The sequence below is a fragment of the Tardiphaga sp. 839_C3_N1_4 genome (genome assembly GCF_051811045.1).
In the GTDB taxonomy this organism is placed as follows: Bacteria; Pseudomonadota; Alphaproteobacteria; order Rhizobiales; family Xanthobacteraceae; genus Tardiphaga.
In genome coordinates this window covers 3,424,230-3,436,957 of the sequence record NZ_JBPWQD010000001.1, presented here as the reverse complement: position 1 = coordinate 3,436,957, position 12,728 = coordinate 3,424,230, and the positions used below count along the sequence as shown (strand labels likewise).

At 61.2% G+C, this 12,728-nt stretch carries 13 protein-coding genes; 7 read left to right on the top strand and 6 right to left on the bottom strand.

What is annotated here, in order from left to right; genetic code table 11:
- Positions 1-53: 53 nt before the first annotated feature.
- Positions 54-875: a creatininase family protein gene (locus tag AB8A38_RS16520; RefSeq protein ID WP_439086692.1), complete on the bottom strand. Its 822-nt coding sequence runs from the start codon at positions 873-875 to the stop codon at positions 54-56.
- An 89-nt stretch (positions 876-964) separates the two neighbouring features.
- Between AB8A38_RS16520 and AB8A38_RS16515 the strand changes: the two genes are divergently transcribed.
- From AB8A38_RS16515 to AB8A38_RS16490, 6 genes are all read left to right on the top strand, one after another.
- The gene (locus AB8A38_RS16515) at positions 965-1,987 is read left to right on the top strand and encodes an ABC transporter substrate-binding protein (protein ID WP_439086691.1); all 1,023 of its coding nucleotides are present in this window, start codon (positions 965-967) and stop codon (positions 1,985-1,987) included.
- Between the two features lie 8 nt (positions 1,988-1,995).
- Entirely contained in the window at positions 1,996-2,802 is an 807-nt protein-coding gene (locus AB8A38_RS16510) for an ABC transporter ATP-binding protein (RefSeq protein ID WP_315840384.1), read from the top strand.
- Positions 2,799-3,635 carry an ABC transporter permease gene (locus tag AB8A38_RS16505; RefSeq protein ID WP_410001763.1) on the top strand — a complete coding sequence of 279 codons (837 nt, stop codon included), beginning with the start codon at positions 2,799-2,801 and terminating at the stop codon, positions 3,633-3,635. The genes AB8A38_RS16510 and AB8A38_RS16505 overlap by 4 nt, the downstream gene beginning before the upstream one ends.
- Positions 3,635-4,618 (top strand): 2-hydroxyacid dehydrogenase, encoded by a 984-nt coding sequence (locus tag AB8A38_RS16500; protein WP_439086690.1) that lies wholly within the window; start codon positions 3,635-3,637, stop codon positions 4,616-4,618. Before AB8A38_RS16505 ends, AB8A38_RS16500 begins: the two co-directional genes overlap by 1 nt.
- Positions 4,619-4,674: 56 nt before the next feature.
- A complete protein-coding gene (locus AB8A38_RS16495; protein WP_231081229.1) occupies positions 4,675-5,325 on the top strand; it encodes an AprI/Inh family metalloprotease inhibitor in 651 nt (216 codons plus the stop codon).
- 155 nt (positions 5,326-5,480) lie between these two features.
- Positions 5,481-6,176, top strand: coding sequence for a tetratricopeptide repeat protein (locus tag AB8A38_RS16490; RefSeq protein WP_439086689.1), 696 nt, complete (start codon positions 5,481-5,483; stop codon positions 6,174-6,176).
- A 15-nt stretch (positions 6,177-6,191) separates the two neighbouring features.
- Here the strand turns inward: AB8A38_RS16490 and radC are convergent, their stop codons facing one another.
- The 4 genes from radC to AB8A38_RS16470 all read right to left on the bottom strand — a co-directional run bounded on the left by radC (position 6,192) and on the right by AB8A38_RS16470 (position 10,005).
- Positions 6,192-6,908: a RadC family protein gene (gene radC, locus AB8A38_RS16485; RefSeq protein WP_439086688.1), complete on the bottom strand. Its 717-nt coding sequence runs from the start codon at positions 6,906-6,908 to the stop codon at positions 6,192-6,194.
- A 97-nt stretch (positions 6,909-7,005) separates the two neighbouring features.
- On the bottom strand, positions 7,006-7,833 hold the full coding sequence (gene map / locus AB8A38_RS16480; protein ID WP_439086687.1) for a type I methionyl aminopeptidase: 828 nt from the start codon (positions 7,831-7,833) through the stop codon (positions 7,006-7,008).
- A 129-nt stretch (positions 7,834-7,962) separates the two neighbouring features.
- Complete coding sequence (sfsA, locus tag AB8A38_RS16475; protein ID WP_439086686.1) at positions 7,963-8,676, bottom strand: DNA/RNA nuclease SfsA; 714 nt, start codon at positions 8,674-8,676, stop codon at positions 7,963-7,965.
- A gap of 6 nt (positions 8,677-8,682) precedes the next feature.
- Positions 8,683-10,005 carry a mechanosensitive ion channel family protein gene (locus AB8A38_RS16470; RefSeq protein WP_439086685.1) on the bottom strand — a complete coding sequence of 441 codons (1,323 nt, stop codon included), beginning with the start codon at positions 10,003-10,005 and terminating at the stop codon, positions 8,683-8,685.
- A 239-nt stretch (positions 10,006-10,244) separates the two neighbouring features.
- Here AB8A38_RS16470 and AB8A38_RS16465 point away from each other — a divergent pair, with 239 nt between their 5' ends.
- A complete protein-coding gene (locus AB8A38_RS16465) occupies positions 10,245-12,041 on the top strand; it encodes a potassium/proton antiporter (RefSeq protein ID WP_439086684.1) in 1,797 nt (598 codons plus the stop codon).
- Positions 12,042-12,046: 5 nt separating this feature from the next.
- Here AB8A38_RS16465 and modC read toward each other — a convergent pair whose 3' ends face one another.
- Positions 12,047-12,727 carry a molybdenum ABC transporter ATP-binding protein gene (gene modC, locus AB8A38_RS16460; protein WP_439086683.1) on the bottom strand — a complete coding sequence of 227 codons (681 nt, stop codon included), beginning with the start codon at positions 12,725-12,727 and terminating at the stop codon, positions 12,047-12,049.
- Position 12,728 lies beyond the last annotated feature (1 nt).

Sequence of the window (12,728 nt, the reverse complement as noted above, 5' to 3'; positions counted from 1 at the left end):
TCCGCGCAGAATATGTCGTCGCGTGAATCGCGCAATCCGCGGTTAACCACATCTCACACGCCGGCATCCGGTTCGCGATCAAACGCTGTCACGTCGAAGCGATGCATGTCCGCGAGCAATTCGCAGAACGCGTTTGCGCCGTGTGCCAGCAGTTTCTCGCCCTTGTCGGCTGATGCCTGCGTGGCGTCGCCAATCGCGCCGCTGGGATTGAGGTCTTCGGCCTGCCACGCGAATGGCGCGGGCCGGCTTGCGGAGAGCCAGCGATAGTTTTTCTCCATCGTAATCGCTGACGATGCGAAATTTGCGATCTTGTCGTTGCGCACGTGACGCGGATAGCGTGCCAGCATGATCGATGTTTCCACGGCGCCGCCATGAATCCCGTGACGCAATTCTTCGTCGGTGAACAGGCCATCCGGCGCGCCAAACCGATTCCATCCGGTGGTGGCGACCAGCATGCCGTATTCGGCGCGCAGGTCCTGCGCCGCGAGCGTCATTGCTGCACTGTTGCCGCCGTGGCTAGTGACGATCACGAGTTTCTGAACGCCGGCGCGCGCGACGCTTTCGCCGATCGCGGTCCAGGTCTGCAATGCGATCTCGGTCGGCAGGGTCAGCGTACCGGGAAAGGCGAGGTGCTCGGTTGAAATGCCCACAGGTTGAAGCGGCAGAAACGTCGCCGGAATATCGGCAGGCAGCAGGTGCTGAACCTCTGCAAGATAGGCCTCCGCGATCATGACGTCAGTGCCGAGAGGCAGGTGCGGCCCGTGCTGCTCGGTCGCGGCGAGCGGCAGCACTGCAATCCAGGAGGCCGGATCGCTCTGGACGATGTCGGGCCAGTGAATGTCAGTCCAGTTGCGGGGCGGCATGTTGGCAGTCATCGCGGATGCGTTTCTTTGGTCAATTTTGCAGGGTAGTCTGGCAGCAGATTGCTTCCTATCATGGGCCATAACGGTCGACGGAGTCCAATATGAGCCCGATATCCCTGCTGCGCGCGTTAACCATTGGCGCACTGGTCGTGATGGCTGCGTGGTCGCCCGCTACAGCGGAAACCAGGCTCGACAAGGTCAGTTTCGGAACCAATTGGGTGGCCGAGGCTGAACATGGCGGCTTCTTCCAGGCGGTCGCGGACGGCACCTACAAGAATTACGGGCTCGACGTCACCATCGTGCCGGGCGGGCCGAACGTGAACAATCGCATCCTGTTGATCTCGGGCAAGCTCGACTTCTTCATGAGCGCAAACACGCTGCAATCCTTCGATGCCGTCGCCAATAATGTGCCGGTGGTCGCTGTCGCCGCGATCTTCCAGAAGGACCCGCAGGTCTTTCTGGCGCATCCCAATCCCAAGGTGACCAAGCTCGAAGACCTCAAGCCGATGACGCTGCTGATCTCGAAGGAGGGCGTCGCCGGCTATTTCCAATGGATGCGATCCGAGCTTGGCTTCAGCGCGTCCAAGGTCAAGCCTTACACCTATAATGCTCAGCCTTTCATCGTCGACAAGAACAGCGCGATGCAGGGCTATGTCACGTCCGAGCCGTTCGTGGTCGAGAAGCAGGCCAATTTCAAGCCAACCGTGATGCTGCTCGCGGATTACGGTTTCGATGGCTATTCGACCTTGATCGAAACGCGCCGCGAATGGGTCGACAAGAAGCCGGACCTTGTCCAGCGTTTCGTCGATGCCTCGATGATTGGCTGGTACAACTATCTCTATGGCGACAACAAAGCCGCCAATGAGGTTATCAAGAAGCTCAACCCCGAAATGACCGATGACCTGCTGGCCTATTCCATCGCCAAGATGAAGGAATACGGCATCGTCGACTCAGGTGACACGCTGAAAGACGGTATCGGCGCCATGAGTGAGGCGCGTGTCGCCAGCTTCTTCGACAAGATGTCACGCGCAGGTGTGGTCAAGCGCGACATCGACTATCGCAAGGCCTATACGCTGCAGTTCATCAACAAGGGTGTCGGTCTCGATCTCCGGCCGAAGAAGTAGCCCGGCAGATGGTCGAACCTGCGTTGTCGTCGAGCGATCCCCCCACCGCCGTGCGTCTGCGCGGTGTCACGAAGGTCTATGACAACGGCACCGTGGCGCTAGGGCCGCTTGATCTCGATATCCGCAAGGGCGAGTTCGTCTCGCTGTTGGGCTCGTCCGGCTGCGGCAAATCTACTGCATTACGTCTGATCGCCGGCCTGATCGCGCCGTCAGCGGGCACTTTAGATGTCGCTGCGCAGAGCCGCGGTCACGCCATCGGTTTCGTGTTCCAGGAGCCGACGCTGATGCCGTGGAGCACAATCCGGGAGAATGTACGGCTGCCCTTGAAGCTGGCGCATATGCCGGATGCTCAATCGAGCGTGCGCGTGAACGAGGTGCTCGCACAGGTCGGTCTCGCGGACTTCGCCGGAGCCTATCCACGCGAATTGTCGGGCGGCATGAAGATGCGCGCGTCGCTGGCCCGCGCGCTGGTGACTGAGCCGGATATCCTGCTGATGGACGAGCCCTTTGCAGCGCTCGACGAGATCACGCGCTTCCGGCTCAACAACGACTTGCTGATGTTGTGGCGCGAACTCGGCAAGACGGTCATCTTCGTCACCCATTCGGTGTTCGAGTCGGTTTATCTGTCGCAGCGCGTTGTGGTGATGACCTCACGGCCTGGTCGTGTCAGCGCCGAATGCCGTATCGAATCCGCCGAACCGCGCGACGACGCGTTTCGCACCTCGATGGCCTATGCCGGCTATTGCCGCGATGTTTCGCAAGCACTGATGGCGGCCAGTGACCCGGCATTCAATGAGACAAAGGCGCGGGCATGAAAGGACTGGAGCCATTGCCCGCAGTCGATCGCGGTTCGGTCGCGCCGGGCAGCGATATGCAATGGCAGCGCATCGTCTGGCCGGTGGTCGTGTTCGTCGCCGGAATCGTGTTGTGGGATCTCGTCGTCCGGATCGGCGACATCCCGCCCTATCTGCTGCCCGGCCCCTTGCTTGTCTTTCAGACACTGATCGCCGACTGGTCGATCCTGTCTGAATCGCTCGGCGTGACATTGCTGACAGCGCTGGAGGGCTTCATCGCCGCGGCCGTCGGCGGTATCGCGCTGGCGCTAATGTTCAACCAGTCCAAATGGCTGGAATATTCCCTGCTGCCTTATGCCATCGTGCTGCAGGTGACACCCGTCATCGCCATCGCGCCGTTGATGCTGATCTATCTGCCGCAGCAGACGGCCGTCGTTGTCTGCGCCTGGATCGTGGCGTTCTTCCCGGTGCTGGCCAATACGACGCTGGGCCTCAATTCGGTGGATCGCAATCTGGCGGGGCTGTTTCAGCTCTATCGCGCATCACGTTGGCAGGTGCTGTGCTATCTGAAGCTTCCGGCGGCGCTGCCATTCATACTTGGCGGATTGCGCATTGCCGGCGGATTGTCGCTGATCGGCGCGGTGGCGGCGGAAATCGCGGCGGGGGCGGCCGGCGCGGGTTCGGGCCTCGCCTATCGCATTTCGGAATCCAGCTATCGCCTCAATATTCCCCGAATGTTCGCCGCGTTATTGTTGCTGTCCGTTGCGGGGATTGTGATTTATATGCTGCTCGCGCTGGTATCCCACGTTGTGTTGAGGCGCTGGCATGAGAGTGCACTGCGAAAGGAAAAATAATGGGGACGGGAATCTCTTCGGACAAAATCGACCTGCTGATCTACGGGCCAACGAAGCCGCTGATCAATAACGGTTTCTCGGATCAGTTCGTATTGCATAAATATGAAACCCAGCACGATCTCGAACGGCTGCCGGCGGGCGTTGCCGAGAAAATCCGCGGTATCGCCGTGACTGGCCTGGTGCCGACCAACAGCGCCGTGCTGGCGAAATATCCCAAGGTCGAGATCATCTCCTCGTTCGGCGTCGGCTATGATCACATCGACGCCAAATATGCCGCCGAGAACAATATCCTCGTCACCAACACGCCGGATGTGCTGACCGAGGAAGTCGCCGATACGGCGCTCGGCCTGTTCATCGCCACTGCCCGCGAATTCATCAAGGCGGATAAATATGTCCGTTCGGGCCTGTGGCGGACACAGCCTTATCCGCTCACGGTCGGCTCGCTGCGCGACCGCAAGGTCGGCATGGTGGGCATGGGCCGCATCGGTCAGGCCATCGCGCGCCGTCTCGACGCCTCGCTGGTGCCGGTGGTCTATCACTCGCGGAACCCCGCGGCTGGCGTCTCGCACAAGCACTATCCGAACCTGATCGAGATGGCGAAGGCGGTGGATACACTGATCGTCATTACGCCGGGCGGGCCGTCGACGGCTAATCTCGTCAATGCGGAAGTCATGCAGGCGCTCGGTCCGCGCGGCATCATCATCAATATCGCGCGCGGTTCGGTGATCGATGAACCTGCACTGATTGCGGCGCTCAAATCGGGCACCATTCTGGCTGCTGGCCTCGACGTGTTCGCGCAGGAACCGAAAGTGCCGGACGAGCTGAAGTCGATGCAGAACGTCGTGCTGCTGCCGCATGTCGGCTCGGCGTCGGTGGTGACGCGCAACGCGATGGATCAGCTGGTGGTCGACAACCTCAAGCTCTGGTTTGCCGGCAAGGCGCCGACGACGCCGATTGCGGAAACACCGATAAAGGGACGCTGATCGTGGGACACGCGTCGGTGCTCTGTCGATATTTTGCGCTGGCAGTTGCCGGCGTGATGCTCGTCGGCGCACCGGCACGAGCTCAGGATGCTGCCACCCTTCGAAAAAACATGATCGGGCAGTGGGAGCTCTCCACCACCGAACGCAGCAAGACCTGCGTGGTGACGCTGAAGAACGACACGTCGCCGCAGGGGCTGAAGCTCGAACTCGAACCGGATTGCGCGAAGGCGCTGCCTTTCACCAAGGATATCGCGGCCTGGAACATCAAGGGGCTCGATATCGTCCGGCTGCAGAATCCGACGGGCGAAGCGGTGATCGATTTCACCGAGGTGGAGAGCGGCATCTTCGAGGGCATTCGCACTGGCGAGGGCGTCTATATCCTGCAGAACTTGGCGGCCGCCCGCTCGCTGACCAAGTCGATGGACCAGATGATTGGCGACTGGTCGATGGTGCGCGGCAGCGGCCGCGTGGTCTGCGGTCTGACGCTGACCAATACCGAGACGACCCAGGATAATTTCGCCGTGTTCCTGAAGCCGCGCTGCGACCCCTTGGTGGCGAATTTCAATCCCAAGCAGTGGCGTCTCGAACGCGGCGAATTGCTGATGATGTCGGCATCAGGCGAGACTTGGCATTTCGAGGCCGATGATAATGCGCAGTGGCGCCGTGTGCCCGATAGTGCCGATCCGCTGATCCTGCTGCGGCAGTAGGAGCTGGCTCGCACTCGCTTTGGTCGCCCCTGCGAAGACGGGGTGCCCGGATTGCGCCCTACGCATCAATCCGTCCGGTTCAAACCAGCTTCTTCGAACCTATTTCCGCTGCACGTGACCAAGATGAAATGGTTCAAACCCGATTGGAGGGTGAGATGAAATTTTTCGCCTTGGCTTTTTCGTGCCTTTTATTTTTCTCAATGCCTGCCAACGCAAACGACGCAGACACCTTTAGTGCAATGGTCGCATTGGCGAACAAGGGAGATGCAGAGGCGCAATATCATGTGGGCATGATGTACAATAATGGCATCGGCACACAACAGGATCGTAGGCAGGCCTTTGAGTGGTTTCAAAAATCAGCCGCGTCCAACGACCCGCTGGGCGCCTATAAGCTTGGGTGTTATTATGACGGGCAAGGCGCGGGCGTCGTAGAATCCAACGCCGATCAAGCTTTGAAGTACAAACTTGTTGCGGCCGAAGCCGGCTATTCGCTTGCCCAGCACGACGTTGCCAACCTGTATGATCGCCGCGAAAATCCGGAAGAAGCGTTGAAATGGTGGAAGCGGGCGGGCGATCAGGGATATCCGGGCGCCCTCTTTAGTTTGTCTCGTTCGTATTTTGCAGGAAAGGGCACGCCAAGGGATGCATCTTTGGCGTATGCGTATTTCAAGCTTTCTCAAATACCACCCAAGAAAAACGTGAATGAGATGGCTTCCACATTGTCCGAGCCAGAGCTCAAGAATGCAGAGAAGATGGTTTCCGAATGGAAGCCACAGGTAACTGCGTTGACACTGAAGGCGAAGGGCGGCATTCGCGCAGCAGAAGAACACCTGAAAACCGCCAAGAACTAGGTGGCGCCAGTTGCCTTAGATCAGCTTCAGCCCCTTCAAGCTCGCATGGCCGTGTTTGCCGACGATGATGTGATCGTGTACCGCGATGCCGAGCGGCGCGGCGATATCGATCACCGCCTTGGTCATCTGCACATCGGCCTGCGAGGGTGTGGGATCTCCGGATGGATGGTTGTGGACCATGATGATGGCCGTCGCGGACAGTTCGAGGGCACGCTTCACCACCTCGCGCGGATAGACCGGTGTGTGGTCGACGGTGCCGACCTGCTGCACCTCGTCCGAGATCAATTGGTTGCGTTTGTCGAGGAACAGGATGCGGAACTGCTCCTTGTCGGCGAAGGCCATGGCCGTGCGGCAATAGTCGATCACCGTGGCCCATGACGACAATGCGGTGCGCTGTTTCAATTGCCCCTTGGCGACGCGGCTGGTGGCAGCGGCGATCAGTTTGATCTCGGTGATGGCGGCTTCACCGAGCCCGCCGATTTCGCGGAGCCGCGTGTCCGGGGCATGCACCGTCTCAGCGAAGGAGCCGAATTTCGTGATCAGCGATTTCGCCAGCGGCTTCACGTCACGGCGCGGCAGCGCGCGGAACAGCACCATTTCCAGCAGTTCGTAGTCGCTCAGCGCATCGGCGCCGACACTGCGAAAGCGCTCCCGCAGTCGCTCCCGATGGCCATGATAATGCTGCGCTTCGGCAAGACCCGGCGCAGTCGGATCGATGGGGCTGACGGGCATGTGGCGCCAACGCTCGCATGGACATTATCCGCGAGCATGCCGTGCCCGGCTACATTTGCAACCAGAAAGTGTCTGTAACGCTGCGGCGATTTGAAGTTTAGGCGACGGGCGTCGGCGGCTGTTCGTTATGCCGCTTGGACAGCGTGAAAATCTCGACGCCGGTCGCCGTCACGCCGACGGTGTGCTCGAATTGCGCCGACAGCGACCGGTCGCGGGTCACGGCGGTCCAGCCGTCGGACAGAACCTTCACATGCGGCTTGCCGAGATTGATCATCGGCTCGATCGTGAAGAACATGCCCGGGCGCAAAGTCACGCCCTCGCCGGGGCGGCCGACATGGATGATATTCGGTTCGTCATGGAACATGCGGCCGAGGCCATGGCCGCAGAAGTCGCGCACCACGCTCATCTGCTGCGGTTCGACGAAGCTCTGGATCGCATGGCCGATGTCGCCGGTGGTATTGCCGGGCTTGACCACTGCGATGCCACGCATCAGCGATTCATAGGTGACCTCGACCAGACGCTCCGCCTTGCGGGCGAGTTCGCCGACGCCATACATGCGGCTGGAATCGCCATACCAGCCCTCGACGATGAAGGTGACGTCGACATTGACGATGTCGCCTTCCTTCAGCGCACGGTCGCCGGGCATGCCGTGGCAGACCACGTGATTGATCGACGTGCAGGTCGAATAGCGATAGCCGCGATACATTAGCGTGGCCGGAAAGGCGCCATGGCTGAAGGCGAATTCGCGGACGAAGTCGTCGATCGCCGAGGTCAGCACGCCCGGCTTCACCAGATCGGTCAGCTCGTCGAGACACTGCGACACCAGCGCGCCGGCCTTGCGCATGCCAGCAAAAGCGGCGGGACCATGCAGCTTGATCTGACCGGTTTTGCGCTGGGAGGTTTCGGAGGCTTCGACGTAGCTCATCAGGTGATCTTGCCAGGCAGGATGCGACGGGAATGTGCGATTTGAGGCCCCAATTTAATGGCTGGGGCGGTCAGCGCAAGCCGAAGCAGCCCCTTCAGACCTCATCGCTCGGTCCCAAGCCGGCCATATTCATGGCTGAATCGGCACTCGGCCGGCCAGAACGATGCTGCCGTGGTCGATCCGGCAGGTATAGGCGATGGCTTCGACACCTGCGGCGCGGGCTTTGTCGAAGGCGCGGCCATAGGCCGGGTCGATATCCCGCGCCAGCGCAAAAGCCGTGGACGACCCGATCTGGACCACGAACAGCATTACGGCCCGGGCGCCTGTGGCGACCATGCCGGCCAATTCGTCGAGATGCCGGGCGCCGCGTGCGGTGACGGAATCCGGGAACTCGGCCAATCCGGGCTGGCGCATCATGTGGACGTTCTTGACCTCGACATAGCAGGGTGGCCGCGACGGGTGTTCCAGCAGGAAATCCACCCGCGACGCCGCACCATATTTCACCTCGCGGCGGACGATGTCGTAGCCGGAGAGTTCGGGGATCGCGTTGGCGGCCAGCGCCTCGGCGACGATGGCATTGGGGTGCATCGTATTGACGCCGACCAGCTCCGGGCCACTGCCGAAATCGGCTTCGATCAGCTCCCACGAAAAAGGCAGCTTGCGGGTCTTGCTCGGCGACTTGGACAGCCAGACCCGCGCGCCGGCCGCCTGCAGGCCGAGCATCGCGCCGGGATTGGCGACATGGGCGGTGATCACGCTGCCATCGGCGAGCTCGACATCGGCAAGGAAGCGCTTGTAGCGCCGCAGCAGCGTCGCCGGAACGAGGTCGGCCGGAAGCTTCATCGGGACCTATTCCGGACCGGATGCGACTTCGACGATGGTTTCGACCGGTAGAGCCCCACCACGAATTTTCAGCTCGCGGACCGGATAGGGCACGCGGATGCCCTCACGCTTGAAGGCATCCCACAGTCCCAGCATCACCTCACTCTTCACGGCATCCATGCCATCGGGCGAGTCGATCCAGAAGGTCAGCGAGAATTTCATGCCGGCTTCGGCGAATTCGGTGAGGATGCAGTTTGGCGTCTTGGCCGTATTGGCCCGTGGCGATGCCGTTGCGACGTCGATAGCCAGCTTGCAGACGACGCGCGGATCCGCATCGTAATTGGCGCTGAAATTGACCTTCACCAGCGTATCCTTGTCCGTATAAGTCCAGTTCACCACCTTCTGGGTGATGAGGTCCTCGTTCGGGATCAGGAACTCGCGGCCGTCGCCCGCGGCGACCGAGATGTAGCGCGTATTCATCGCACTGATGCGGCCGGAGCTGTCGCCGATGGTGACGAGGTCGCCGGGCTTCACCGATTTGTCCGCCAGCAGGATCACGCCGCTGATGAAATTGGCGACGATCTTCTGCAGGCCGAAACCGATACCGACACCGACTGCGCCTGAGAACACTGCGAGCGCCGAAAGATTGATGCCGACCGCACCCATGACGAGAGCGACGGCGAACACCATCAAGAGAAGGCGCACCAGCTTGATCAGCAGGACCTGGATCGAAGGTGTGAGATCATGGGACTGCCTGATCCGGCCTTCCAGAAAATTGCTGGCGATGTTCGAGAGCCACAGCGCCACTGCGAGCAAGACGCCGAGCTTGATCAAGAGCAGCGGGGTCAGCCGGAGGCCGCCGAGATCGATCCCGTTCGCATCCAGCATGGTGATGGTCGGCTGCAGCTGGCCGACAATGCTGAGGGCCGCCACGAGCCAGGCCGAGATCGACACCAGCCGGACCAGGAATTCGTTGCGGATCACGCTGGTGACAAGCCGGATCACGAGCCAGGCGAGTGCAAGCTTCGCGGCCACCGACAGCAAATAGCTGCGGCTCGGCCATGTCACGCTCAGCATGATCTCGCGGTCGAGGGTCATCAGGATGGCAAAGGCCGCGGTGGCTGCGCTGCCGACGAGAATACGCATGAACATGCGCAGCGGCGCCGGCCAGCCCATCGCCAGCGAGGTCATATCGACTCGCGAGCGGATTGCGGCCCCGATGGCGAAGGCAATCCCGCCGCCGGCCATCATCAGTCCGAGCTGCAGATAGAACCACGGCGAGGTTACCTCGGCGCCGAACGATCGTGCGGTTGCCAGCACGAATTCGTGGGTGTCGGTCAGGTCAAGCATCGCGCAGCTCTCGTTGTCGTGAATGTATCGTGTGGTGTGGAATCATCGCTGGACGGCGCATTTGATTCGGATGGGCAGAGATTCACACAAGCACCACGCGGGCGCCATCGAACGGAGCTTCTGCCTTGAGCAATTCCCGAGAAATATACCTGCAAATAGGTATCACGCAGAAAACGTTTGGCGTCTCGGGATGACGACGATAAGCATGGATTTACAAGTATTTCTGGCCTCGGAGCCTCATGGCGTCACTTGATTCCGTCAGCATTGCCATCCTTCTCGGTGCAGTTCTGGTCATGGCCGGCATCCTGTCCAGCCTGCTTGCGCTTCGCTTCGGCGCGCCCTTGCTGCTGTTCTTCCTGTTTATCGGCATGGTGGCCGGCGAAGCGGGCCCTGGCGGACTGCGGTTTGACGACGTCCATACAACCTATGTGGTCGGCTCGGTTGCACTCGCGCTGATCCTCTTCGACGGTGGGTTGAAGACACGATTTCAGGCCATTCGCGCGGTGCTGGCCCCGTCGATGGTGCTGGCCACGATTGGCGTGTTGCTGACGGCATTGATCACGGCGCCGGTCGCCAAATATGCCCTCGACCTGAACTGGACCCAGGCGCTGCTGACCGGCGCGGTGGTGGCGTCCACCGACGCGGCGGCGGTCTTTCTGCTGGTCCACGCGCAAGGCTTGCGCCTCAGACCGAGGGTTGGCGCGACGCTCGAAGTTGAGTCCGGAACGAACGATCCTTTCGCCGTCTTTCTGACCCTGACGCTGGTCAAGCTTCTGTCGCTGGGGGACGCCTCTGCCGGTCACGTGGCAATGGAATTTGTTCAGGAAGCCGTGCTGGGCACCCTGATCGGCGTCGTCGGTGGCCGGTTGGTTGTCTTGGCCATGAATCGCGTGGCGCTGCCCCAGGGGTTGCATGCGCCCTTCGTCTGCACGGCGGCTTTGGTGATCTTCGGGCTGGCCCAGATCGCTCACGCCTCGGGCTTTCTGGCGGTCTATCTTGCCGGCATCATCATCGGCAATCGTCCGACGCGGGCGCACAATTCAGTGGTGACGTTCCTCGATGCTGCGACGTGGCTGGCGCAGATCGTGATGTTTGTCATGCTCGGTCTTCTGGTGTCGCCGGAGCGGCTGGTAGGCAGCATCATTCCGGCGGTCGGCGTTGCCCTGGTTCTGATGTTCGTGGCGCGCCCGGTCGCGGTGTTCCTGTGTTTGCAGCCCTTTCGCTTCAACTGGCGCGAAAAGATGTTCGTTTCGTGGGTCGGCCTGCGCGGTGCCGTCGCAATCTTCCTTGCCTCGATCCCGATGCTGGTTGGTCTGCCCAAGGCGTCGCTGTATTTCGACGTCGCTTTCGTGGTCGTGATCATCTCACTGTTGTTTCAGGGATGGACGCTGGCTTTTGCCGCCCGGAAGCTGCATGTCGCTCTGCCGCGCACCGACAGGGGGCCGCGCCGTATCGAACTCGATTTGCCAGGTCAGCTCGAACAGCAACTGGTCGGCTATGCCGTGCGCCCGAAGAGCCTCTACCTGAAACGCAACCTCATTCCGTCATGGTCGAAGCCGACGCTGGTCATTCGCGATGAGCGCATCCTGACGCCGGCGGAGGCCGAGCCTGTTACGGCCGGCGATTACATCTATCTGCTGGCGCCGCCGGAAAAGGCCGAGGCGCTGGATCGCTTCTTTGTCGACATGCCGCCGAGTACAGCGCCGGACCCGCATCTGCTTGGTGATTTCATGGTGTCTGGCGAGATCACTCTCGGCGATCTTGCGGCGATCTACGGCATCGCCGTCGATCCAACCCAGGCATCGCTGACGCTGGCCGATTATTTCGATATCCATCTCGATCATGCGCCGACCGTTGGCGCCGCCTTGCCGATCGACAGTATTGATCTTGTCGCGCGCAGTCTTGGTGGCGGACGCGTTAATGTGGTTGGCCTGCGTCTGCCCGAAGATGAAGATCCCGCGCCGCCAAAGCTGACACGCAGGCAAGCCCTCAAGGCGAAACTGAAGCGAGGCTGGACGACGCTGTCCGGCGCCTGATTGGCTCAGGCTGCCGGGATGATACGCGGCAGGATCTCGGTGCCACCGAAGGCCGCGACACGGCCACGCTTCAGCATCACGACCTGCGTCGCCAGTTGCCGCATCTCGTCGGCATCGTGACTGACGAAGACCATCGGCACATCGCCTGCATCGCGCAGCCGCTTGAGGTAGGGCAGGATCTCCGCCTTCCGCTCCTCGTCGAGCGCACCCATCGGTTCATCGAGCAGTAGCAGCCTCGGTTGAGATAGCAGCGCACGTCCCAGCGCGACGCGCTGGCGTTCGCCGCCCGAGAGGCCGCCGGGACGGCGGTCGAGCAGATGTCCGATATCAAGCATCTCCGTAATGCGTGTTTCCTCAGCGGGATCGCGTGTCAGGCGGTTCATCCGGCGACCGTAATCGAGATTCTGCGCGACGCTGAGATGCGGAAACAGTCGCGCATCCTGAAACACGTAGCCGATGCGGCGCCGATGCGGCGGGACGTGGACGCGCGCGCTGCCGTCATAGAGCACGTCGCTATCCACGGCGATGATGCCGCGATCCGGCTGCACGAGGCCGGCAATCATGCTGACCAGCGAGGTCTTGCCCGCACCTGAGGAGCCGAACAGGCCCGTCACGCGGCCTTCGCTGGTGAAGGCGACGTCGACTGAAAATTCGCCGAGTTGTTTGAACACATCAACGCGCAGCACG